Source organism: Saccharothrix sp. NRRL B-16314, assembly GCF_000716595.1.
GTDB lineage: Bacteria > Actinomycetota > Actinomycetes > Mycobacteriales > Pseudonocardiaceae > Actinosynnema.
Genome location: NZ_JNXC01000030.1, coordinates 32,625 through 56,254 on the forward strand (window position 1 = coordinate 32,625; position 23,630 = coordinate 56,254).

The 23,630-nt window shown below is 71.7% G+C and carries 21 protein-coding genes; 9 read left to right on the forward strand and 12 right to left on the reverse strand.

Features of this window, described 5'->3' with window-relative positions:
* Window positions 1-57: 57 nt before the first annotated feature.
* From OQ02_RS31305 to OQ02_RS31315, 3 genes are all read right to left on the reverse strand, one after another.
* Entirely contained in the window at window positions 58-1,401 is a 1,344-nt protein-coding gene (locus OQ02_RS31305) for an ABC transporter substrate-binding protein (protein WP_051773017.1), read from the reverse strand.
* A 31-nt stretch (window positions 1,402-1,432) separates the two neighbouring features.
* Window positions 1,433-2,242 (reverse strand): carbohydrate ABC transporter permease, encoded by an 810-nt coding sequence (locus tag OQ02_RS31310; protein ID WP_051773038.1) that lies wholly within the window; start codon window positions 2,240-2,242, stop codon window positions 1,433-1,435.
* 65 nt (window positions 2,243-2,307) lie between these two features.
* Window positions 2,308-3,243, reverse strand: coding sequence for a carbohydrate ABC transporter permease (locus tag OQ02_RS31315; protein WP_081916068.1), 936 nt, complete (start codon window positions 3,241-3,243; stop codon window positions 2,308-2,310).
* A 278-nt stretch (window positions 3,244-3,521) separates the two neighbouring features.
* Between OQ02_RS31315 and OQ02_RS31320 the strand changes: the two genes are divergently transcribed.
* On the forward strand, window positions 3,522-5,867 hold the full coding sequence (locus OQ02_RS31320; protein WP_033442244.1) for a SpoIIE family protein phosphatase: 2,346 nt from the start codon (window positions 3,522-3,524) through the stop codon (window positions 5,865-5,867).
* Between the two features lie 15 nt (window positions 5,868-5,882).
* Here OQ02_RS31320 and OQ02_RS44305 read toward each other — a convergent pair whose 3' ends face one another.
* The 8 genes from OQ02_RS44305 to OQ02_RS31355 form a co-directional block, all read right to left on the reverse strand.
* A complete protein-coding gene (locus OQ02_RS44305) occupies window positions 5,883-6,278 on the reverse strand; it encodes a hypothetical protein (RefSeq protein WP_156077425.1) in 396 nt (131 codons plus the stop codon).
* A 66-nt stretch (window positions 6,279-6,344) separates the two neighbouring features.
* Entirely contained in the window at window positions 6,345-8,612 is a 2,268-nt protein-coding gene (locus tag OQ02_RS45155) for a methyltransferase (RefSeq protein ID WP_033442245.1), read from the reverse strand.
* Complete coding sequence (locus OQ02_RS31330) at window positions 8,609-9,505, reverse strand: hypothetical protein (protein WP_156077426.1); 897 nt, start codon at window positions 9,503-9,505, stop codon at window positions 8,609-8,611. Before OQ02_RS31330 ends, OQ02_RS45155 begins: the two co-directional genes overlap by 4 nt.
* 52 nt (window positions 9,506-9,557) lie before the next feature.
* Window positions 9,558-9,779 carry a hypothetical protein gene (locus tag OQ02_RS31335; RefSeq protein ID WP_033442247.1) on the reverse strand — a complete coding sequence of 74 codons (222 nt, stop codon included), beginning with the start codon at window positions 9,777-9,779 and terminating at the stop codon, window positions 9,558-9,560.
* Window positions 9,780-10,027: 248 nt separating this feature from the next.
* Window positions 10,028-10,885, reverse strand: coding sequence for a TauD/TfdA family dioxygenase (locus OQ02_RS31340; protein WP_033442248.1), 858 nt, complete (start codon window positions 10,883-10,885; stop codon window positions 10,028-10,030).
* Entirely contained in the window at window positions 10,882-12,117 is a 1,236-nt protein-coding gene (locus OQ02_RS31345) for an ATP-binding protein (protein ID WP_081916069.1), read from the reverse strand. Before OQ02_RS31345 ends, OQ02_RS31340 begins: the two co-directional genes overlap by 4 nt.
* Entirely contained in the window at window positions 12,114-13,250 is a 1,137-nt protein-coding gene (aepY, locus tag OQ02_RS31350; RefSeq protein WP_051773019.1) for a phosphonopyruvate decarboxylase, read from the reverse strand. Before aepY ends, OQ02_RS31345 begins: the two co-directional genes overlap by 4 nt.
* Window positions 13,247-13,945, reverse strand: a complete 699-nt coding sequence (locus OQ02_RS31355) for a class I SAM-dependent methyltransferase (RefSeq protein WP_063747188.1) — start codon at window positions 13,943-13,945, stop codon at window positions 13,247-13,249. The genes aepY and OQ02_RS31355 overlap by 4 nt, the downstream gene beginning before the upstream one ends.
* A 323-nt stretch (window positions 13,946-14,268) precedes the next feature.
* On the opposite strand from OQ02_RS31355, the gene OQ02_RS31360 reads away from it, so the two are divergent.
* The 3 genes from OQ02_RS31360 (at window position 14,269) to OQ02_RS31370 (ending at window position 16,698) form a co-directional block, all read left to right on the forward strand.
* Window positions 14,269-14,922 (forward strand): dTMP kinase, encoded by a 654-nt coding sequence (locus tag OQ02_RS31360; RefSeq protein WP_051773020.1) that lies wholly within the window; start codon window positions 14,269-14,271, stop codon window positions 14,920-14,922.
* 65 nt (window positions 14,923-14,987) lie between these two features.
* The gene (locus OQ02_RS31365; RefSeq protein ID WP_033442249.1) at window positions 14,988-15,755 is read left to right on the forward strand and encodes an SDR family NAD(P)-dependent oxidoreductase; all 768 of its coding nucleotides are present in this window, start codon (window positions 14,988-14,990) and stop codon (window positions 15,753-15,755) included.
* 19 nt (window positions 15,756-15,774) lie between these two features.
* Window positions 15,775-16,698 (forward strand): RNA polymerase sigma-70 factor, encoded by a 924-nt coding sequence (locus tag OQ02_RS31370; RefSeq protein WP_033442250.1) that lies wholly within the window; start codon window positions 15,775-15,777, stop codon window positions 16,696-16,698.
* Window positions 16,699-16,755: 57 nt separating this feature from the next.
* Here the strand turns inward: OQ02_RS31370 and OQ02_RS31375 are convergent, their stop codons facing one another.
* Window positions 16,756-18,147, reverse strand: coding sequence for a pectate lyase family protein (locus tag OQ02_RS31375; protein WP_033442251.1), 1,392 nt, complete (start codon window positions 18,145-18,147; stop codon window positions 16,756-16,758).
* Between the two features lie 302 nt (window positions 18,148-18,449).
* Here OQ02_RS31375 and OQ02_RS31380 point away from each other — a divergent pair, with 302 nt between their 5' ends.
* The 5 genes from OQ02_RS31380 to OQ02_RS31400 all read left to right on the forward strand — a co-directional run bounded on the left by OQ02_RS31380 (window position 18,450) and on the right by OQ02_RS31400 (window position 23,572).
* A complete protein-coding gene (locus tag OQ02_RS31380) occupies window positions 18,450-19,832 on the forward strand; it encodes an alpha/beta hydrolase (RefSeq protein ID WP_156077427.1) in 1,383 nt (460 codons plus the stop codon).
* 246 nt (window positions 19,833-20,078) lie between these two features.
* The gene (locus OQ02_RS31385) at window positions 20,079-20,729 is read left to right on the forward strand and encodes an ABC transporter permease (protein WP_033442252.1); all 651 of its coding nucleotides are present in this window, start codon (window positions 20,079-20,081) and stop codon (window positions 20,727-20,729) included.
* Window positions 20,719-21,831: an ABC transporter ATP-binding protein gene (locus OQ02_RS31390; protein WP_033442253.1), complete on the forward strand. Its 1,113-nt coding sequence runs from the start codon at window positions 20,719-20,721 to the stop codon at window positions 21,829-21,831. Before OQ02_RS31385 ends, OQ02_RS31390 begins: the two co-directional genes overlap by 11 nt.
* Window positions 21,828-22,601: an ABC transporter permease gene (locus tag OQ02_RS31395; protein WP_033442254.1), complete on the forward strand. Its 774-nt coding sequence runs from the start codon at window positions 21,828-21,830 to the stop codon at window positions 22,599-22,601. The genes OQ02_RS31390 and OQ02_RS31395 overlap by 4 nt, the downstream gene beginning before the upstream one ends.
* Window positions 22,598-23,572: a glycine betaine ABC transporter substrate-binding protein gene (locus OQ02_RS31400; RefSeq protein WP_033442255.1), complete on the forward strand. Its 975-nt coding sequence runs from the start codon at window positions 22,598-22,600 to the stop codon at window positions 23,570-23,572. Before OQ02_RS31395 ends, OQ02_RS31400 begins: the two co-directional genes overlap by 4 nt.
* The last annotated feature ends 58 nt before the right edge of the window (window positions 23,573-23,630 follow it).

Sequence of the window (23,630 nt, forward strand, 5' to 3'; positions counted from 1 at the left end):
CGTTCCGGAAGGGCGGGACGGCCGGCACCCCGGCAGGCGCCGGCCGTCCCGGGTCGGTCAGCTCGTGGTGACGGTGAAACCCTGCTGGCTGCCGTAGTCGGCCAGCGACTTCTGCCAGTCGGTCAGGCCCGGGTCGAGGTGCGACGAGTTCAGGTACGACTTGCCGACCGTGTCACCGAAGATGCTGTTGGCGTAGAGCTGGTACGGCAGGTAGCTCCAGCCGGCCGCGACCTGGCCCGCCGACGCGGTCAGGACCTGGTTGACCTGCTGCCCGCCGAAGTACGCCGACGCCTTGTCCTTGAACGCGGCCGAGTCGAGGTCCGCGGTGGTGGCGGGGAAGCCGCCGCTCTCCAGGAACGGCTTGACGCCGTTGTCGTGGTTGAGCCAGCGGACGAAGCCCGCGGCCAACGCCGGGTTGGCGCTCTGCTTGAGCACCGACTGCCCGCCGCCGCCGTTCTCGGCGGTGACCGGCTTGCCGTCGTAGGTGGGCAGCGGCGCCACGGCCCACTTGCCCGCGCCGCCCGGCACCGACGACTCCAGCACGCCCGGCATCCACGCACCGGCGAGCAGCGTGGAGATGGTGCCGTCACCCAGCGCCTTGTACCACTCGTCCGACCAGCCCTTGATGGACGAGAGCAGCTTCTTCTCCACCAGCGGGCTCCACATCGCGGTGAACTTCCTGGTGCCCGCGTCCTGGAGGTCGATCCTGACGGACTTCCCGTCGGTGGTGAACGGCTTGCCGCCCGCCTGCCAGATCATGCTGGTGGTGAAGCCCGCGTCACCGGTGTCGGAGGTGATGTACTTGGTCGGGTCCGCAGCGTGCAGCTTCTCGGCGGCGGCGACGTACTCGTCCCACGTCTTGGGCACCGCGATGCCGTGCTGGTCGAACACCTGCTTGTTGTAGAACAGCGCCATCGGGCCCGAGTCCTGCGGCAGGCCGTACAGGCCGCCGGCGACCTTCACCGAACCCCAGGTGGACTTCGTGTAGTCCTTCTCGAAGTCGTTGAAGCCGTACTGGCCGAGGTCGACCAGGGCGCCGGTGAGCGCGAACTGCGGCAGCGCCTGGTACTCGACCTGGGCGACGTCCGGCGCGCCGGAGCCGGCCTTCACGGCGTTCTGGAGCTTGGTGTAGTGGTCGTTGTTGGTGCCCGCGTTGACGTAGTTGACCTTGACGTTCGGGAATTCCCGCTGGAACGCCTCCACCTGAGCCTTGGCCGACGGCGTCCAGCTCCAGTAGGTGAGCTCGCCGCCCGCCTTCAGCGCGGCGTCGACCGCGTCGGGGGTACCGGTGGCACCGCCCGGGGTGGCGTTGTCGGACCCCGGGGAGCAGGCCGCGAGCGCGGCGACGAGCAGGCCCGCCACGGTGACGGCCGCCCTCGCGCGGTGCTTGGTGGGTGACATTGGTGACTGTCCTCTCGCGACGGTGTTCCGACTACTGCTTGACGCTTCCCGCGCTCAGCCCCGACTGCCAGAAGCGCTGGAGCAGGAGGAATGCGGCGACGAGCGGGATGATGGTGAGCACCGACCCGGTGATCACGAGGTGGTAGATCGGCTGCGCGCCGACGCCCGAGGCCTGGGCGCTCCACTGGTTGAGGCCGACGGTCAGCGGGTACCAGTCCGGCTCGCTGAGCATGATCAGCGGCAGGAAGTAGTTGTTCCAGGTGGACACCACGGCGAACAGCGCGACGGTCACGACACCCGGCAGGAGCAGCCGCAACGTCACCGTGAGGAAGATCCGCACCTCGCCCGCGCCGTCGATCCGGGCCGCCTCGATCACCTCGTCCGGCACCGCCTCGACGGCGTACACCCACACCAGGTACAGGCCGAACGGGCTGATCAGCGACGGGATGATGATCGCCCACGGGGTGTTGGTCAGCCCCAGCTCGCTGAACATCAGGAACGTCGGCACGGCCAGCGCGGTGCCGGGGATCGCGATGGCGCCCAGCAGCACGGCGAACACCGCCCGCCGGCCGGGGAACCGGTACTTGGCCAGGCCGTAGCCGGCGGCCGTCGCGAGAACGGTCGCGCCACCCGCGCCGACCACCACGTACAGCAGCGTGTTGCCCAGCCAGCGCAGGAAGATCCCGCCGTCGTGGGTGAACGTCTCGGCGATGTTGTCGAACAGCGCGAACGAGTCGCCGAACGCGAGGCCCGGTGTGCCGAACAGCGCCGGCTGCGTCTTCGTCGCGCTGATCAACAGCCAGGCCAGCGGGACCAGCGTGTAGACCAGGAACAGCGACATGAGGATCGTCAGCACGACGGACTTGCGAGGCCGCAGGAAGGGCGATGGCGGTGTCCGCACGGTGCTCACACACCCTTCCGCGAGCCGCGCAGCTGCACGACGTAGGCGATGATCGCGGTGATGACGCCCATGACGATCGCCACGGTGGCCGAGTAGTCGTACTGCTGACCGGCGAAGGACAGGTTGTAGGCGTACATGTTCGGCGTGTAGAAGGTGCTGATCACGTTGGGCGCCAGGGTCCGCAGGATGTTCGGCTCGTTGAACAGCTGGAAGCTGCCGATGATCGAGAAGATCGTCGCGATCACCACCGCGCCGCGGATCGCGGGCAGCTTGACGCTCAGGATCGTCCGCATCGTCCCCGCGCCGTCGATGGCCGCCGCCTCGTACAGGTCACCCGGGACGACCTTCAGCGCCGAGTAGAAGATCAGCATGTTGTAGCCGACGAACTCCCAGGTCACGACGTTGCCGATCGAGGGGAGGATCCAGTCGGCCGACAGCGGCGCGACGGCCTGCCTGCCGAGCAGGTCGTTCAGGTCGGCGGCCAGCCCGAAGTTGTCGCCGTAGATGAAGCCCCACATCAGGGCCGCGACGACACCCGGTACGGCGTACGGCAGGAAGATCACGACCCGGAAGAAGCCGGACGCGTGCAGCCGGGCGCTGTCGATGGCCAGCGCCGCCACCAGCGCGAGCAGCAACATGACCGGCACCTGGACCACCAGGAACACCAGGACCCGGAGGAACGACTCCCAGAACTTCGCGTCACCGAGGACGGCGGCGTAGTTGTCGAGCCCGACGAACTCCGTGCCGCCGAAGAACACCTGCTCGCGGAACAGGCTCAACCACACCGCGTAGGCGATCGGAGCCAGGAAGACCAGGGCGAACACCACCAGGAACGGGGCGACGAACAGCCAGCCCTTCCGCTCGGGACGCCGACGGCGGACACGGCGTGCCGGTGCCGGTGGCGCCGGCGGAGCCTCGACCGGCACCGGGATGGACGTCATCCTCAACTCCTGTCGAGCACGTGGCGGTGGTGCGTGTCCGCGCGGGATGTTTGCGTAAACATCGGTGGCAGACGCTAACCCGTCGACCCCGGCATGTCCAGGGGTGGGGGTCGGACCGGGGAGCCGGCAAGTCGGTCGAGGGGAGTGGTCGATCATGCTCCACTGTGGACCGTGCGACCGGCCGCGCGTCGTGCGGCGCAGGTGGCCTGACCGGTGTCGCGGCGGAACGACGGCCTTCGGCTGGCCGAGGATGGGCAGGCGGTCCATGCTGGGACGCGATGGCAGCCCAGCGGGATCCGACCGGCTCGGCGCTGGCCGATCTCGTCGCCCGGCAGCGTGACGAGATCGACCGGCTGCGCGCCGCCGCGCGCCGACAGGCCGTGGTCGAGCAGGCCAAAGGGGTGCTCGCCGAACGGCTGTCGTGCCGGCCCGACGAGGCGTTCGAGGACATGGTGCGGCTGACCCAGGCCACGGGCAGCGACCTGGTCGTGATCGCGGCGGGCGTGCTCGGGGTGCCGCCGCCACCCCTGCCACCGGGCCCGCGCCCCGCGTCCGCCGACGGTGCCCTCGACCCTGTCCGCGACGTGCCGCGACCGGACATCCCGAAGCCGTCACCGGCACCGATGGGTGAACGCACGCCGCAGCCCGTGGCCCTCGCGGCGATCGGCACGGCAGCCGACCCCGAGGAGCTGGCCGACCTCGTCCGCGAGCACGTCGGCTGCGACGGCGTGCTGTTCTACCTGCTGGAACCCGACGGCGGGATTCGGCTGGAAGCCGCCGCGAACGTGCCCGCCAAGGTGCGGTTGGAGTGGGAACGGGTGCCGTCGCGACTGGAGACGGGCGTCGTCGCCGCGGGCCGGAGCGGCCTGCCCCAGTGGCTCCCCGACCTGGCGGAGGCCCGTCGGCGGTACGTCCTGATCGGCGACCCCGAGACGGTGTGGCAGTCGCGCGCCTGGCTCCCGTTCCGCGACCGGACCCGCACCGCCGGCGTCATCGGACTGCTGTGGACCGACCGCCACGAGTTCTCGGCCGAGGAGCAGTGGGAGCTGGAGGTGCTGACGAGCGCGGCGGGCTCGACGCTCCTGGCGGTGCTGAGCACCGGAGGCGCGGGTCAGGGCCGCAACTGGACGCTGTGGGTGCAGCACATGCTCGACGTGCTGCCCGGTTCGGTGGCGTTGCTCGGCGCCGTGCACGGCCCGGACGGTGACGTGGTGGACTTCCGGTTCGAGGCCGCCAGCCCCGACGCGGTCGACTTCACCGGCCGCCGGTACCGGCAGCTGGTGGGGCGGACCATCCTCACCAGCTACCCGACGGTCGCCGGGACCGAGCTGTGGGAGGCGTACCACCGGGTGCTCCGCACGGGGGTGCGGGAGGTGCTGGACACGTTCGACTACTGGGAGAACGCCCCCGGGCTGCCGCAGCACGGCCGGTACACGCTGACCATCGGCAAGTTCGGCGACGGGCTGATCCTGGCCTGGTACGAGCACGAGGACCCGTTGCAGCTGGACCGGCTGCGCAACGTCCAGCGCCTCGGCAACATCGGCTGGGGCGAGTGGAACCTGATGACCAACGAGATCGGCTGGTCCGACCAGCTCTACGTGATCTTCGACCGGGACCCGGCACTCGGCCCCATGTCGCTGGACGAGATCCGGGCGGCCGTCGTCCCCGAGGACCTGCCGATCCTCCAGAACGCCGTGCGGCGGATGCTGGAGCAGGGCGAGCGCACCGACTCGGAACTGCACCTGCTGGCCGGCGACCAGGTCCGGTGCGGCCGGTTCATCGGCGAACCCGTGCTGGACGTCCAGGGCCGGCCGGTCAGGTTGGACGTCGTGCTCCAGGACGTGACCGATACGCGGCGGGCGGAAGAGCGGATGTTCGACCTGAGCGAGCAGTTCGCCAAGGAGCACCAGGTGGCGAACCACCTCCGCTCCGCCGTACTGCCGCTGCCGAGCCGGCCGCTGGAGCTGCCGGGGATGCGGGTCGCGGTGCGCTACCTGGCGGCCGAGAAGTGGGCGGAGGTCGGCGGCGACTGGTACCACGCGTTCCCGATCGACGACGGCAGCACGCTGCTCGCCATCGGCGACGTCGCGGGCCACGGCCTGGCGACCGCGGCGGCGATGGCGAAGCTGCGGTACGCGCTCACGGGCGCCGCGCTCACCAACCCCGACCCGTCCGGTGTCCTCGACGTGCTGAACCGCATGCTGACCGGCGGTGAGGGCATCACGCTGGCCTCGGCGATCGTCAGCAGGTTCGAGCCGACCACCCGCAGGCTGTCGTGGGCGCAAGCCGGCCACCCCACGCCGCTGTTGCTGCGGTCGCACGAGGTGCACCGGCTGGACCGGCCCGCGGGCACCATCCTGGGAGCCATGCCGGGAGCGGTGTACGCGACGGCGCGCACGCTCCTCGCACCCGGCGACACGGTGCTGATGTTCACCGACGGCCTCATCGAACGACGCCCCTCCGCCGGTGCCAAGGGTGACGACCTGGAACGCCTGATGGAGGAGATCACCGGCTTCATCGCGGACCTGGACCCGGAGGAGATGCCGGAAGCCCTCACCTCACGCCTGGTCCCCGCCACCCCTCTGGACGACACCTGCATCGTGGCCGCCACCATCACCACCTGACGGGTCCCACCCCCTTCACCGCCGCGCCGCCCTGCCCACCGCACCGCCCACCGCACCGCACCGCCCTGCCCGCACCGCCGCCGCAGCACCGCCCTGCCCGCGCCGCACCGCCGCACCGCCTGCGCCGCAGCCCTGCCTGCGCCGGTCTGCCCGCCGCGCCGCACCGCACTGCCTGCCCGCACCGCTGCCCTGCCTGCGCCGTGCGGCCGCGCCGCACCGGCCTGCCCCATCGCTGCCCTGCCGGCACCGCCGTCCTGCCTGCGCTGCCGCCGCACCGGTCTGCCCGCACCGCTGCCCTGCCTGCGCCGTGCGGCCGCGCGGCACCGGCCTGCCCCATCGCTGCCCTGCCCGAACCGCGCCGCCGCCCTGCCTGCGCTGCCGCCGCACCGGTCTGCCCGCACCGCGCCACACCGTCGCACCGTCGCACCGGTTGTGGTCGCCGTGACCCTCACCGGCCCGCGCGCCGACCCGTGATCGTCAGATGTGCCACAACCCCGGTCGGCCCGACGTCGACACGTCGACCGGCTCGACCGCACCCGAACCCCGGGACACCTGGAGGAAGTAGGTGCTGAGGTGGCTCAGCCGAAGTCGCCCCAGCAGGCGGGCGTAGGACTCGCGGACCCGGTCCGGGGCGGCGTCCGCGATGGCGGCGACGGCCGGGACGAGCCGCTCGAACACCGCGCCACCCTCCGCGAGCCGCGCGTGGGAGATCACGGTGCAGCGGAGCGCCAGGTCGTTCTCGCGTGCCAACACCGACAACCGCTCGACCAGCGGGCCGGGGGTGCCGTCGGTCAACGTCATGCCCGCGAGGTGCGCGCGCCCGCGGTCGGTGAGGGCGTCGGGCAGTCCGGCGAGCACGCGTGACGTCACCCGCAGGCCGTCCTCCCCGCCGTGGCCGACGCGCGGTCCCGGGAGGTCCGCCGGGTACGGCAGGGTCGGCGGGTTGGCGACCACCAGGTCGAAGCGGCGTCCGGCGACGGGCTCGTAGAGGTCGCCCGGCAGGACCTCGACGCGGTCGGCCACTCCGTTCAACCGGGCGTTGAGCCGGGCGATCCGGGCGACGCGCGGGTCGAGCTCCACCGCGGTGACCTCGGGCGCGAAGCGGGCGCAGTGCACGGCGTGCAGGCCGGGGCCGGCGCAGAGGTCGAGGCAGTTCCGGGCACCCGCCGGCGTCAGGCGGCTCAGCAGGGCCAAAGAGTCGTCCCCGAGGTAGAAGAGCGGGTCGGCCTGGGGCGGGTGGCAGATCACCCAGCTGCCGCAGACGAGCAGGACGACGAGATCGGCGGCTGCGACCCACCCGTCCCGTTCAGCGAGCAGGCCGGCCGTCGTCAGACCGGGCACCAGCGCCGCCAGACCGGGCGGTAGCGCGCTCGGACTCACGCTCTGCCCCAGCAGGAACAGGTCGACCACCGGGCCGAGAGCGGGCGGCAGGTGGGTCCGGGCCGCCCGCCACGCCGACGGGTCGAGGACGAACGGGTCGAAGCAGGTCAGGAACTCCCCGTACCCGGACCGGGCCAGCTCCTCGCCCAGCCGCTCCACCGCGCCGGTGACGGCCTGCGGGGTGCGGAGGAACAGGCCGCCGTGCAGCATCCGCTCGACCGCCTCCGTGCCGTCGAGCGGTGCGGAGCCGTTACCCGCCTTGCCGTTGCCCGCCTTGCCGTTGCTCAGCGTGCTGTTGACGACCGCCTCGGCCTCGGCGACCGAAGTCCGGCCGTCGCAGAGCAGGAGCAGCGCGAACTCCCGCTCCGAGAGCCGCAACGACGCGCCGAACTCGTTCAGCCGGGCGACGGCGATCCCCGTGTCGGAGCGGAAGAAGTCGACGTCGAACTCGATACCGGGCAGGACCGGGCCGGGCGCCGGCGCCCGATCGCCATCCCACAGCGGGGTGCGGGGCACACCGTCGGACGTGCCGAGAAGACGTCGCTCCGCCCACGCGAACGCCGCCCGCGCGAAACCGGCGCAACGCACCGCGTGCGCGACCGCCGACTCCGGTTCCGGCAGTGCCGGTGCCCGGTGGAGGTCCCAGAACGCGCGATCCGCACGCACACCGGTGGGCCGCAGCCACAGCGGGCGCTCCCAGTCGAGAGGGAGCCGCGCCAGCAGACGGCTGCGCCACTTGGGGTTCGGGTTCGTGAGGTGGTGGCCAGCGAGCAGGCCGTCGACGCCGTGGCCGAGGAGGTCCTGCGCGGCCAGGACGAACGTGGCGTAGTCGCCTTCGGCGCGATACCCGACGAGGTCCACCTGGATGGTGCGGGCCTGGTGGCGCGCGACCTGGAGCTTGAGCCGCGCCAGCTCCGACCGGTCCGGCCGCCACGGCTGCGCCACGGGCTCGAGCGGGTGGACCACGAGCCCTTCGCGCAACCGGTGCAGCAGCAGCCGCTCGTCGTCGCTGAACGGGGCCAGCTCGACGAGGCTCCACGGCCGCCGCGCCCAGTCGCGCAACTTGCCGGTCAGCGCCTCGACGGTCGCCGGGTGGAGGATCCGCAGGTCGACCATGCTGCGCCCGACGGCCCAGCACAGCTCCGTCTCCGCGTGCCCGACGTCGTCGCCCGCGACGAGCAGAAGGTCGAGGTCGGACTTGTCGTTGGCGAGGCCCTCCGCGACGGAGCCGACCGCCAGGACCAGGTCACCGGGCCGCAACCCGACGGCCTCGTCGATGCTCGCCACGAGCGCCGCCTGGTCGGTGCCGCACCGGGCCAGGCACGTCGCCAGCGCGTCACCGGCGCGGGTGGTGCTGCTGCTCACTGCGGACCGAGTCCGATCTGGTGCAGGACCGGGGCGGGCGCGGCGTCGGTGGCCTTGGCCCGGCACGTGGGTCGACGCGCGCAGCACGCGACCGAGCAGTCGAACACGTTGCCGCCCAGCTCCTCGGTCGTGATGGTGTTGAAGTCGTGGAACCGCCTGCGGAACAGCGCACGCAGCCGGTCGGGGTCGGCGTCGCGCCCGATCTCGTCCACCAGGACGGCGGTGTAGGCGATGTGGGCCAGCTCGTCGGTCAGCAGCGCGTCGTGCAGCTTCGTGACCTTGTCCTGGTTGCCGGGCGGGCAGTGCTCGGCGAGCGCCGGCCGCTGCATCGTGTGGTGGATCGCGGTGCGGATCTCCGCGATGTTCATCTGGAGGAAGTCGTCGATCGTCGGCACCTTGGCGTACGGCGAACCCGGCACCGGGAACAGGTCCTGCCGCATCGTGAACCCGGGCGAGAGCTGCCGCAGCTCGACGCGGAACTCCGGTGAGACCGCACCGGGGAAGGCCAGGTCGAGGAGCGACAGGTAGATCAGGGAATGCCGGGACTCGTCGCAGGCGTGCCGTTTCAGCAGGTGCTGTTGCCGTTCGTCCACCGAGCACGCGGCGAGGGACCACAGCCGCTTCGAGCCGTCGCCCTCGCGCTCCGCGTTCGTGATGAGCGACACCGCCATCCATTTCGGTTCGACCGAGAGGCTGCGGTAGATGAGGCCGTACTCGCGGGTGCCGAACGGTGGCGGTTCGTCCTGCAGTGCCAGGTCGAGTCCCGCGAAGTAGCGCGGACATTCCAGACCCGGGTGGTGCAGGCGGACCGCCACCTCGGCGATCGATCGAATGAGGTCCGCAGACGGCTCGCGCTCGAGCAGCGTGTGCGCGAGAAGAATGTCATTCGACACACAGACCTCCGCAATTCCCGCGATTGACGACCGGTGCGACGGGTGGATCAGGTCAGACGGCCTGCGACTTGGCGTCGAAGGGCGAGTTGAGCGCGACGAACGCGACGTCCGCGTCGGGGTACTTCTGCCGGATCTGGTCGAGCGTCGGCTGGTCGAGCTGCAACTCGCCGTTCTTGATCCGGCCGGTCAGCACCATGCCGGTGCGGTTCTCCTGAAGTGTCTTCGCCGCATCCGCGAGTCGCGCTTCGTCGGCCGGGCGCTTTTCATTCGCCATGTCCGTGCCTTTCGTCAAACATATCTGTGACTTAGTTCACAGTTGCCGTCAGCGTACAGTGGGTCGACGGGACCGGCAAGGGATTCGGAACGCCTTGACCGGGGGAGCGAATTGTTCATCCGATGCGGTCACTCATAAGTGGCGCACATGACAGATCTATTGTCCGACGCCCGTCGTCGCGTCACCGGGCAGTGGTTCCGTCATCATTTCCGGGTAGCTCGTTCGGTGCAGTGGGTAGCGCTGCGGAATCACCGCGCCGCCGCGATCCACGTCCGGAACAGCAGCCGATTCCGACCCTCGCCCGGCTCGTTCTCGAACGCGGTCCGCCCGTGCACGATCGTCCGGTTGTTGATGACGATCAGCTGCCCCGGTTCGAGGCGGCGGTAGGTCCGCAGGTCCTCCCGGGCGAGCAGCGCGTCCAGCCGGTCCATCGCCCGCACCTGGAGCCGGGACAGCGGCGCGATGCCCGGCCGGCGGTGCGCGCTCTCGACGTACTCGCGCAGGTAGGTGATCCGCGGCGACCCGCCGTCGAACTCCAGGATGGACCGAGGCACCGTCGCCGGCCGGTCGGGGCGGCCGTCCCGGGTGTCGAAGTGCACCGGCTCGCGCAGGGCGGCCACCACGTCCGGCTCCAGGCACAGCTCGCGCACGAGGTCGTCGACGTGGACCAGCACGAGCGCACCACCGGACGCGGCCTGCCGGACGCAGTGCAACGTGAAGTAGGCCGGGATCTCGCCGGGCCGGTGCATCCCATCGGTGTGCAGGTTCCCGCCCTGGCGGGTGTCGGAGTAGCGCACGGTGGCGCCGCTCTCCAGCGTCACCCCGCGGTCGCGCACCTCGCGGATCATCTCGCCGTCGAAGTCCTGCGGCATCGGCCAGCCCAGCATCGCCGACACGGCCAGGACGAAACGGCGGGCCGCCTCCTCGTCCAGCTGCCCGAGCCCGGACAGGACGAGGTACCCCGGTCCGGACGACAGGCACCGCCCCTCGTGGTCGTGCAGCGCCGCCGCCAGCGCCTCGCACGCCGCGGGTTCGCCCCGGGCCACCCCGCTCACGAGCAGCGGGTCGACTTCGCAGGTCGGCACGTTCAGGGTGCTGTGGTTCATGTCGTCGCCAAGTCCTCCGTGGACGCACCGGACCGCCGTGAACACCAGTCGGCGATGTCCGGCCCGTGATGGCTCAGCCCGGCCAGTTCGATGTCGGCGACCGCCCGGCCGACGCGGTCGCACGCCTGCGCGCGGCTCGACCCGGTGGCCAGCACCTGGCTGGTGATCGTGTCGAACACGACCGCCAGACCGCCGTCGAGCGCGCAGTCGACGACCACGCCCGGCCGCGGGCCGGGCAGCCGCACGCCGGTGAGCAGTCCGGGCTTCCCACCGCGGACGAACAGGTGGGCCTGCGCCACGTGCGTTCCCCGCGTCACCACGTGCCCGAGCCGGTGTCCCATGGCGAGGCGGAGTTGCAGGGCGATGAGGTCGATCCCGGTCCGCGCCTCGCAGATCCGGTAGGACCCGGTCAGCCGCGCGTTGACCTCCAGGAAGGCGTAACCGCCGGGGTGGACGAGGAATTCGACGGTCGCGAGGTTGCGCAGGCCGAGCGCGCACGCCAGCCGCACCGCGTCGGCCCGCATCGCGCGAACGAGCACGTCCGGCACCCCGAGGACCGGCGCCGCCTCCAGCAGCTTGCGGTTGCCGGCCACCAGCAGGGACTCCCGCTCGTCCAGCCGGACCACGTGGCCCGCGTCGTCGGCCGCCACGGTCACGCCGACCACTCGGGCCGCCTCGACGTACAGCTCGGCGTACCAGCCGGAGTAGCCGCCGAGGGCAGCGGTGAGGTCGGCCCGGCTCCGGACCACTCGCACTCCGTCGCCGTGGTGGAGGTCCGACCGCTTGAGCACGACCGGCAGGCCGTGCCGGTCGACCAGCGCCCGGATCGCCCGCTCCCCGACGGCGTGCGGCAGCACGGGAACGCCGACCCGCTCGGCGGCCTCGGCGGCCGAACCCTTGTCCCCGGTGACGGCGAGCGCGGAGGCGGGCGGCCCGACGAAGCGGATGCCGCGCTCGGCAAGTTTCCTTGCCAGCAAGGGGTTCTCGGCGACGGCGCCCGGCCCCGGGTGGACGGCGTCCACCCGCGCGTCCTCCGCGGCACGCACGACGCAGTCGACGCAGCCGTAACCGCCGCAGCCGGTGTCGTCCAGGACCACGTGACCTGCCACGGCGTGCCGGCGTTGCGGATCGGACCGCGCCACCACGGTCACCGGCACCAGGCCGAGCGCACGGCACGACTCCACCGCCCGCACCGCCGGCGTTCCGCGCGCGGCGATCAGCACCGATCTCATCGGCCCGCCACGGGCTCGGCGGCGACCGGACCGACGCGGCCGTCGGACGCCACCCGCTGGAACCTCGCCCGGATCTCCCGGTTGCCGTAAGTCGAGGTGACCCGCGGCGGCGTGCGCGAACCGCCGGGCGCGATGCACAGCGCGACCAGGTGCGGGCCGGGCGTGCCCGCGATCCGCCGCAGGCACTCGTGGATCTCCCCGACGGTCCGGCAGACCGCGCCGGTGCGGTAGCCCACGGACAGCGCGAGGCGGTCCCAGGCCACCGGGTGATCGCGCGTCCGCTGCCCACCGGTCGAGTCGAACGTCCCGTTGTCGAGCACCAGGTGGGTGAGGTTGGCCGGCCGGCAGTCGCCGACCAGCGCCAGGCCGCCGAGGTGCATCAGGGCCGACCCGTCGCCGTCCACCACGACGACGGGCAGGTCCGGCCGGGCGATCGCGGTGCCGAGACCGAGGCCGATCGCGTGGCCCATGCTGCCCTGCATGTAGAAGTTGCCCGGGTCGTCGCGCAGCCCGAACAGCTCCCGGCTGATCATGCCGGTGGTGCTGTAGACCAGCGCGCCGTCCAGGTGCGCGGCCACCGCCGTGATCGCGTCCCGGCGCTCCATCGTGGTCTCCGCGGCCGAGTCGGCGCGGGGGCACGAGCCGAGCGTCGCCTTCGGCACGAGCAGCGCGTAACCGCGGTCCCGCCGGAATTCCTCGTCCGCGCGGTCCAGCGCGGCGGTGAGGCTTCCGGTCGACGGCTCCAGCACACCGTGCGCGAGCCCGATCGCGTCCAGCAGCGCGGTCGTGCTGCGGCCCATCACCTCGTGGTGCGGCTCGTCGTCGTCCGCGCACGGCCACCCCCGCAGGCTCATCACGATCAGCAGCGGTATCCCGTACGGCATCAGCAGGGACGTCAGCGGGTCGAGCAGGTTGCCCAGGCCGGAGTTCTGCACCAGGAGCGCGGCACGACGACCGGCGAGTTGGGCGCCGGCCGCCATCGCCGTCGCCACACCCTCGTTGGGCGCGGGCACGTAACCGGCGCGGTCCTGGAGCCGGGAGAACGGTCCTTGCAGGTAGGAACAGGGAACGCCGCTGAAGAAGCCGAACCCGCGCGCCTCCAGCTCCCGGCAGAACGCCTCCGCCTCGATCACGCGCCCCGCTCCTCCCGCTCGGCGGTCCCGGTCCTCGCCTCGCCGACGTTCCCTGCCGCCTCGAAGAGGCAGTGCCAGTGGTACGAGCCGGGCGCCGACTGCTCGGCGTCGAAGCCGTTCAGCAGCTCGAACCCCCGGTGCAGGCGGACCAGGTCGGCCGCGTCGACGTACAGGTGCGGGTGCACCTTGTCGTCCTCGGCCTCGGGCTGGACGAACGTGTTCGGCGACACCTCGACGCCACGGCCGTACTGCGCGTTGCGCTTGGACAGCATCGTGGACTGGTAGAGGCCACCCGGCCGCAGCACGCGGCGCACCTCGGCCAGCGCGCGGCCGAGGGCGACCTCGTCGGCGTGGTAGACCACGTTGAAGGCCAGCACCAGGTCGACGCTCGCCGTGGGGCAGGGCAGGTCCGTCACGTCGGCGACGTCGACCGCGACGGCCAACCCGTGCCCGGCCGCCTCGGTGCGGACGTGCGCCACGGCGGCGTCACTGCGGTCGACGGCCCGGACGGCGAAGCCCTCCGCGGCCAGGTAGAGCGAGTGCCGGCCGATCCCGCAGCCGAGGTCGAGCACGTCCCGGACGCCGCGGTCGCGCAGCGGCTCGACGCTCGCGACCACCCAGGGGTGCGGTGTGGACCAGTCGGCCCGTCCTTCGTCGGTGCGCCACATCTGGTCCCAGTAGAAGTACGCGGTCACGGAAATACCCCGACGGGCCCCGAGCGACCGGCGGCACGCAGATCAATAACACGCAATCGAGTGAACAATATGTGCACCTGGTCGAGTGACGGGAATTGCGCATCGTGGTGACCGCCGAGTCGGCCGTCCGTTCTCGCGCTGCCCGAGGTGTCGCACATCCACGCCCTCCCAACGGATTTGGCGGTCAGAGTAGCGGGTGCGGACTTGTTCGGCGTGTCGGAATCGAGCGCGTCCGGCGACGGTCCGCTTATCCTCTGGAAAAGCGACCCGCCACCGGTGCGGGATTCTGCGATGGAGGATTCGACGATGTCAGGTCGACGGGTGTGATCGTCGCGTTGGACGGCCCGGACGGTGCCGGGAAGAGCACCCAGGTCCGCGAACTCGTCGCGTGGGCCCGCGCCGAGGGCCGCACGGCCGCTGTCGTCGGCAAGTGGGACGTGTTCCGGCCCGGCGTGGTGCCGCAGGCGCGGTTCCTCCGCGGCACCGACCAGGTGGACCTGCGCACGTGCATCGCGGAGATGCCGTCACCGTCCCGGATGCTGTTCCTCGGCTGGATGAACACCACCGCCGCCACCCGCGCGCGGCAGGCCACCGAGGACCTGGTGATCCTCGACGGCTACTGGGCCAAGCACGCCGCCGCGGAGCTGCTCGCCGGTTGCCCGCCGGCGCTCGTGCACGCGATCACCGCGGCGATCGCCCCGGTCGACCACGTCGTCTACCTGGACGTCACGCCGGAGGAGGCGTTGCGCCGCAAGGGCTCCGACCTCGCCCCGTACGAGTGCGGCCGTGACCCGGGTTGCTCTCCCGCGCGTTTCCTGGCCCACCAGTCCGCGGTGCGGGAGGTGCTGCTCGACTGGGCGAAGACCCATGCCTGGCACGTGATCAGCGCCGACTCCCGGCAGACCGTCCAACACCGACTCCGGGACCACGTCGGGGCCGTGCCGGGAACGAGGGCCGCGGTCGAGCCGCTCGTGTGACCCGGCCTCCCACGCGACTGCCTTCCCCATGTCACAGACGGCGCGGCTGTTTCGTCTCGGGTGGCATGAGCGAGCACACCACACACAGGAAGATCGCGTTGGTCACCGGGGCCAACAAGGGGATCGGCCGCGCGGCAGCCGGACAACTCGCCGCGCTGGGCATGACGGTCCTGGTCGGAGCCAGGGACCCGCGGCGCGGCGAGGAGGCCGCCGCGGCGTTGCGAGCGGCAGGTGGCGACGCGCACGCGGTCACCCTGGACGTCACCGACGCGGCCACCGCCTCGACGGTGGCGGCGCAGGTCGAGGAGCAGTTCGGCCACCTCGACGTGCTGGTCAACAACGCCGGCATCACCGGTTCCGGGCAGGTCGCGCCCCAGGACGCGCTGGACCAGGTCCCCAGCTCCGTCGACCTCGACATGGTCCGCTCGGTGTTCGAGACCAACGTCTTCGGGGTGATCGCGGTGACCAACGCCATGCTGCCGCTGCTGCGGCGGTCACCGGCGCCGCGCATCGTCAACGTCAGCAGCCACGCCGGGTCGCTGGCCATCGCCGCGGACCCGGACGGCCCGCTCGCCGCCCTGCCCACGTCGGCCGCGTACACGCCCTCCAAGGTCGCGCTGAACGCGCTCACCGTGCAGTACGCCAACGAGCTGCGCAAGGACGGCTTCCTCGTCAACGCCGTCGCCCCCGGTTACGTCGACACCGACAGCAACGACCACAACGGGTACCTCACCCCCGCGCAGGGTGCGGCGGTGGTGGTGCGGATGGCTACGCTCGGCGCGGACGGACCGACCGGCGGGTTCGTGGGCGAAGACGGCCCGGTGCCCTGGTGATCGGCCGAGGGGGAGCGGCGTGACCCGGACCGAGGAGTTCGAGCAGCTGCGGTCGCTGCTGTTCTCGATCGCCTACCGCATCCTCGGCAGCGTGGGTGAGGCGGAGGACGCCGTGCAGGAGGCGTGGCTGCGCTACCAGCTCACCCCGACCCGCCCCGACTCGGCCAAGGCGTTCCTTTCCACCGTGGTCACCCGGATCTCGATCGACGTGCTGCGCTCGGCCCGCGCCCGACGTGAGGCGTACGTCGGGCCGTGGCTCCCCGAGCCGCTGCTCACCGACCCGTACCAGGACCCGGAGCGGTCGGCGGAACTGGCGGACTCGCTGTCGATGGCGGCGTTGCTGCTGCTGGAGCGGCTGAGCCCGTTGGAGCGCGCGGTGTTCGTGCTGCGCGAGGTGTTCGGGTTCGGCTTCCCCGAGGTCGCGTCGATCGTGGAGCGCTCGGAGTCGGCGTGCCGTCAGCTCGCGGTGCGGGCGCGCCGTCACATGGACGCGGGTCGGCCCCGGTACGAGGTCGACCGGAAGGTGCGCGACGAACTCGCCGAACGGTTCCTGGACGCCTTCCGGGAAGGTGACGTCGACGGGCTGCGGGACCTCCTGGCCGCCGACGTCCGGATGGTCGGTGACGCCGGCGGCAAGGCGCCGCGCTGGGGCGAGCGGTTCGTCGGCGTCGAGAACGTGGCCCGGTTGCTGGCCGCGCTCGCGCTGCCGTTCGCCAGTGTCGGCGGCGTGGTGGAGTCGCACGGGGTGAACGGCCAGCCGGGCGCGATCTTCCGCGACCGGGACGGCAAGGTCGTCAACACGTGGGCGCTCGACATCGTCGACGGGCGGGTCCGGACCATCCGCACGGTGATCAACCCCGACAAGCTCGGGCACGTGGGTCCGGTCGCGGACGCCTGGGCGGTGCTCCGCGAGACGAACCAGGCCCGCCGGTCCGCGGACTGACCGGTGGCGGCGACCGGTCGGTGCCGGCCGCCGCCTGCCCGGTGCCCGGGAGCGGGGTCAGAGCTTGCCCGCGCCGGCGCCCGCCGTGACGGACGACTTGACCGTGCCGACGGCTTCCGCGGTGTAGGCGTACGGGATCGGGGCCACGGTGCCGTTCACCTCGCACGGCCCGGAGCCGGTGAGCGAGTTGTCGCGCGCCACCAACCGCCCCGGATCGGAGTCCGCGTACCCGCTCGCCGACCAGCAGGCCTGCTGCACCCGTTCGAAGACGTTGCCCTCCACGAGCAGGCCGGCGTCCATGAGCGAAGCGATGGCGTACGAATCGGCATTGTTGTTGATGTCGGAGTAGTAGTTGTTGAACACGTGGACCGTCTCGCCGAAGCGCACCCTGGGGCTGCGCTCGAAGGTGTGGTCGAACCAGTTGTGGTGGTAGGTGACCCGCAGGTGACCGCGGTCCTCACTGCCGTTGCCGTCGGAGTGGCCGACCAACGACGTCTTCCAGTGGTTGCGCACGACGTTCCACGACACGGTGATGTAGTCGGCGGCGTGCGTGATGTCCAGCATGCCGTCGTAGAAGTCCGGGTCGTTCTCGATGGTGCTGGACATGGTGTTGTGGTCGATCCAGATGTGGGTGGCGCTCTCGATCTGGATCGCGTCGCGGCCGGGCACCCCGCGGATGTTCAGGTTCTGGACGATCACGTTCGCCGGGTGCATGTCCTCGATGTTGAGGGTGGTCCCGGAGATGCCCGAGTTGGCGCCGACGCCCCGGATCGTCTTGTTCGCGCTGACCTCGACGGTGCCGGAGCCGCTGAGCATCCCGTTGACCAGGATGGTCCGGGCGCCCGAGGCCTGCGCCTGCGTGCGGAGGTCGGCGAAGGTGCTCACGGTGACGGTCGCGCCGCCCGCGCCGCCGGTGGTGCCGCCGGCCTGCGTCGCCCAGCCGACGATCCCGCCGGGCGGTTGCGGGCCGGGGCCGCCGTCGCCGGTCTCGACGTCGAGGTAGTCGACGTTGGGCAGGCCGCCGGAGGTGGTCGGGTTCAGCCGGATGGTGTTGCTGCCCGCGTTCACCGACACGGTCAGCGTCTTGGTCACCCAGGTCGACCACGCGCCCGTGCCCTCGAACGACGGCGTCTGGATCGCGGACCCGTTCACGACCAGGTTGGCCGGGCGGGCCGTTGAGGTGCCGTTGGCGAACCGGACTCCCACCGTCGCGGTGCCGGCGGCGGCGGCGTTCACCGTGAACTGGGCGTAGCCGCTGGTGGAGTTGCTGCCGTTGCAGAACCCGCTGCCGGAGTAGCCGGTCCAGTCGGAGTCCACCGAGCCGGAGCACACCGCCGGCGAGGCCTCCGCCTCGTACCGCGTCGGCGCGGCCTGTGCGGTGGAGGACGCGACTACGACCAATGCGCCGGCCAACAGGCCGACGCAGGCGATCAGGGGTCTCACGCGCATGATGGGTCTCCGTAAGGTCGAAAGGCGATTCTCCTGGGGCGGCGGTGGAATGGATCGCGGAATCCATCGGACTTCATCAGTGGGAAAACGGTTTCCCCGTCGGATGCTATGAGGTCCTCCACCTGCGGTCAACGGCCTGTGCGCGGCATTCGGCGGAAAACACGGGATGGTCATACTCGTGAACAAAATCGGGCGGTGCCGGTCACATTTGTGAACCGGCAGGGGGTGCGACCGGCGCGGATTCGGGAATTGATCCGCACCGCACCGATCGGGTCTTGAGGGGTTGCGCCCCGTGCGCGGGCATGGTGAGACTGTGGTTTCCGCTGACGTTGGGGGACACCATGCGGACGTTGCTCGTCACCGTGCTCGCCGCGAGCCTGCTGGTGGTCGCACCGGAGGCCGGGGCGGCGACGATCGCCTGGCAGCCGTGCCCCGACCAGCCCGCGGCCGAGTGCGGCGCGGTGTCCGTTCCGCTGGACTGGGCGGACCCGCACGGCCCGAGAGTGGACCTGGCCGTGTCACGGGTCCGCGCCACCGATCCGGCCCGTCGGATCGGCGTGGTGTTCGTCGACGCGGGCGGGCCCGGCGGGTCCGGTGCGGAGTTCGCCCGCGCGCCGTACCTGAGCCCCGACGTCCGCGCCAGGTTCGACGTCGTCGGCTTCGACCAGCTGGGCACGAACAACAGCTCGGCGATCCGCTGCTCGCCGGAGCTGATGGCGGGCAACCCCGGTGACGACCCGGCGGACGAGGCCGGGTTCGCCGCGCTGGCCCGGCACAACCTCGCGGTGCGGGAGGACTGCCGCGCCCGCAACCCGGTGTTCGACCACGTGGACACGGCCCGATCGGCGCGTGACCTGGACGCGGTGCGGAAAGCGTTGGGGGAGCGGCGGATCAGCTTCTACGGCATCTCCTACGGCACGCTGCTGGGCCAGCAGTACGCCGAGCTGTTCGGCGCACGCGTCCGCTCGATGGTGTTGGACGGCGTGATCGACCACAGCGCCGACCGACGCCGGTTCGTGCTGGATCGGGCGCTCGCCGTGGAGGAGTCGTTCGGCGCGTTCGTCGCGTGGTGCGCCGACAACACCACGTGCGCCTTGCACGGCCAGGACGTCCACGCGGCGTGGGAGAAGGCGCTGCTCGCCGCGGACGAAGTCGGGTTGGGACAGCGGGAGCTGATCGACTGGGCGTTCTTCGAGCTGCGCGGCGGGACGTGGGAGTCCCTGGCGTCGCTCATCACCCAGGTCGGCGGCGCGCGGCTGGCGTTCGAGCCGAACTACCCGTCGCTGCGCTACGCCGTGGTGTGCCAGGACTTCGCGTTGCGGTTCAAGGACTTCGGCGAGTACCGGGCCTTGCGGCAGGCCGAGCTGGACGCGGCACCGACGTTGCGCGGCACGCCCATCGGCCACGAGGAGGCGGCCACGTGCGTCGGGTACACCGACCGCCCGACGAACCCGCCGCACCGCCTCGACGTCGCTGACGCACCGCCGCTCCTGCTGCTGACCAGCCGCTACGACGTCGCCACGCCCTACCTGTGGGCGCGGAACGTGCACCGGCAGGCGAAGGGCTCGCACCTCGTGACGCTCGACGGCCCCGGCCACGGTGTGTACCACGCCAACGCGTGCACCGAGGCCGCAGTGGACTCCTACCTCCTCGGCACCGCGCCCGCGCACGACAGAACCTGCTGACCGGTCCGTTCCCCGTTGCCGCGAGATCGTCAGGTGATCGGCAGGTGGGACGGCGGCGTGGTGCGGCAGGATGGCCACGTGGTCCGCGAACCACTGTCCTTTGTGGACTGAAAGGTTCGGCCGAAGGGGGTGCGGTATCCGTCCCGTGTGGACTCCGACCGGTGACCGGTGCTCGACCTGCCACCACCACGCGCTCGAACGGGTCGGGCGCTTCGGCCCTCCGGCCCGGGAACCCGGGGCGACGACGTGAACTTCTGGGAATTCCTGGCCGACCGGTGGAACCGCCTGCTGGTCGAAGCCCTGTTGCACGTCAGCGCCGTGGTGCAGTGCGCCGTGCTGGCCGCCGTCATCGGCGTGGCGATCGGTGTCGCGGTGTACCGCAGCCCGCTCGGGTCGACCGCCGCGACGGCGCTGACCAGCGCGATCCTCACCATCCCGTCGTTCGCGCTGCTCGGCCTGCTGATCCCGGTGCTCGGCCTCGGCGTGCGGCCGACGGTCGTCGCGCTCGTGCTGTACGGGCTGCTGCCGGTAGTGCGGAACACGATCGTGGGTCTCGGCGGCGTCGACCCGGCCGTGCGCGACGCGGCGCGCGGCGTCGGGATGAGCCGGTTCGCGGTGCTGACCAGGGTCGAGCTGCGGCTGGCCTGGCCCGCGATCCTGACCGGTACCCGGATCGCCACCCAGATGCTGATGGGCATCGCCGCCATCGCCGCCTACGCCCGCGGCCCCGGTCTCGGCGTGGAGATCTTCGCCGGGCTGACCAGGGCGGGCAGCGCGAACGCGACCAACCAGGCGGTCGCCGGAACTCTCGGCATCATCGTCCTCGCGCTGGTCCTGGACGGGATCTTCGCGCTGATCGGCCGGCACACCGTCTCCAGGGGGATCCGTGGCCAGTGAGATCCAGCTCTTCGACGTGACCAAGCGCTACGCCGGCGTTCCGACGCCCGCGGTGGAGTCCGTCAGCATGACCATCCCGGCGGGGGAGACCGTGGTGCTGGTCGGCCCGTCCGGGTGCGGCAAGACCACCACCATGCGGATGATCAACCGGTTGATCGAGCCGACGTCGGGTCGGATCACCATCGACGGCGAGGACACGCTGTCGCTGGACCCCGATGAGCTGCGCCGGGGCATCGGGTACGCCATCCAGCAGGCCGGGCTGTTCCCGCACCTGACCGTCGGCCAGAACGTCGGCACCGTCCCGGGCCTGCTGGGCTGGGGCCGCGCCAAGGTGTCCGACCGGGTGGACGAGATGCTGGACCTGGTCGGGCTCGACCCGGCCGAGTTCCGCGACCGCTACCCCCGGCAGCTCTCCGGCGGCCAGCAGCAGCGCGTCGGCGTCGCCCGCGCGCTCGCGGCGGACCCACCCGTGCTGCTGATGGACGAGCCGTTCGGCGCGGTGGACCCGATCACCCGCGGCAACCTCCAGGACGAGCTGATGCGGCTGCAGTCCGAGCTGCGCAAGACGATCGTGTTCGTCACGCACGACTTCGACGAGGCCGTCAAGGTCGGTGACCGGATCGCCGTGCTCGGTCCCCGGTCGCAGCTGCTCCAGTACGACACGCCCGAGGCGATCCTGGCCAACCCGGCCGACGACACCGTCGCGGGGTTCGTCGGTGCGGGCGCGTCGCTCAAGCAGCTCAGGCTGCGCCGCGTGCGCGAAGTCGAGCTGAGCCACGCGGTGACCGCGTCGGTGACCGACCCGCCGGCCGAGGTCGGCCGCAGGCTCGCGGCGTCCGACCGCCGGTACGCGCTGCTCCTCGACGCCCGCAACCGCCCGGTGAGCTGGGTCAACGCCCGCGACCTCGGCCGACCGCAGCCCGTCGGCGCCCCGGTGTCGCTCCAGTCGACCCTCCAGGACGCCCTGGAGGCCATACTCACCGAAGGCGGCGCGGCGGTCGTCACCGGCTCGCGCGGCGAGTACGTCGGCCTGGTCGAGATGGACGCCGTGATCGGCACGGTGCAGAAGCTGCGCGACGACCACGCGGAGGTGGGTGCGTGACGGCCGCGACCTCGGTCCCGGCCGCGACCGCCCCACCGCAGCGGGCGGAGCGACTGCGCCTGCTGGTCCAGCCGCTCGTCGTGGTGGCGCTGGTCGGCGGCGTACTGCTCTGGGCGTTCGGCAGCGACCTCGACTCGATCGAGCGACAGAGCATCAACGCGTCGGCCCTCGCGTCGGCGACCTGGGACCACCTGGTGATCAGCCTGGTGGTGACCGGGCTCGTCCTCGTCGTGGCCGTCCCGCTCGGCATCGTGCTCACCCGCCGGTGGGCGCGCCGCGCCGCACCGCTGTTCCTCGGCATCGCGACCATCGGCCAGGCTTCGCCGGCGATCGGCATCCTGGTGCTGTTCTTCCTGGTGTCGGGCACGGAGGGGCTGTGGGCGGCGGTGCTGCCGATCGCCTTCTACACGCTGCTGCCGGTGCTGCGGAACACGATGGTCGGGCTGCAGGGCGTCGACCCGGCACTGGTCGACGCCGGTCGCGGCATCGGCATGTCGGCCGGGACCGTGCTGCGCCGGATCGAACTGCCGCTGGCCGTGCCGCTGATCCTGGCCGGGCTGCGCACGGCGCTCGTGCACGCGGTCGGCGTCGCCACCCTCGCGGTGTTCGTCAACGGCGGTGGCCTCGGGTTGCTGATCGACACCGGCTACAAGCTCGCCCGCGTCCCCGTGCTCGTCACCGGTGCCGTGCTGGCGGTCGGGCTCGCCCTGCTCGTGGACTGGCTCGGCGCGGTGGCCGAGACCTACCTGGGACCGAAAGGGCTGCGATGAGGCGGATCACCCGACTGGCCGCCGCGGCGGTGGTGCTGCTGACGTCCGGCTGCGGGCTGGAGTCGTCGTTCGCGCTGCCGTTCGACGTGGCGCCCGGCTCGATCCGGCCCGTGCCGGAACTGGCGGGGCTGGACATCGCGGTGGGCTCCAAGGACTTCACCGAGAACCAGGTGCTCGGGTACGTCGCGGAGGTCGCGCTGGTCGCGGCCGGGGCCGACGTGCGGGACATGACCAACATCCAGGGCTCGAACAGCGCACGCCAGGCGTTGCTCACCGGCGACGTCGACCTGTCCTGGGACTACACCGGCACCGGGTGGATCAGCTACCTGGGCAACACGGACCCGATCCCCGACGCGCAGGCGCAGTACGAGGCGGTCCGCGACGCCGACCTGGCCCGCAACGGCCTCGTCTGGCTGGACTACTCGGCGATCGACAACACCTACGCCTTCGCGGTCACCGAGCAGTTCGCCGAGGCCAACGACCTACGCACCACCTCCGACATGGCCGCGCTGATCGCCGCCTCGCCGGACAAGGGCGTGTTCTGCCTGGAGACGGAGTTCGTCAGCCGCAACGACGGGTTCCCGGGCGTCGCGCGGGCCTACGGCTTCGACCCCGCGGCGACGGAGGTCAAGACGTTCGGCACCGGCACGATCTACACCGCGACCTCGACGGGACTGTGCAACTTCGGCGAGGTGTTCACCACCGACGGCCGCATCGTCGCGCTGGACCTGGTGGTGCTGGAGGACGACAAGAACTTCTTCCCCCGGTACAACGCCACGATCGTCCTGCGGGACGATTTCCACGCCGCCCACCCCCAGGTCGGACAGGTACTGGCGCCCATCGTGGCCAAGCTCGACAACGACACGATCCGGGCGCTCAACGCCGAGGTGGACGTCGACGGCCGCGACCCGGCCGCCGTGGCCCGCGACTGGCTGGTGCGCGAGGGGTTCGTCTCGCTGCCCGCGCCCTGACCCTCGTCGTCCTGCCGGCGGCGTGACGGCACGCGAACCCATCGCGGTTCCGCGTGCC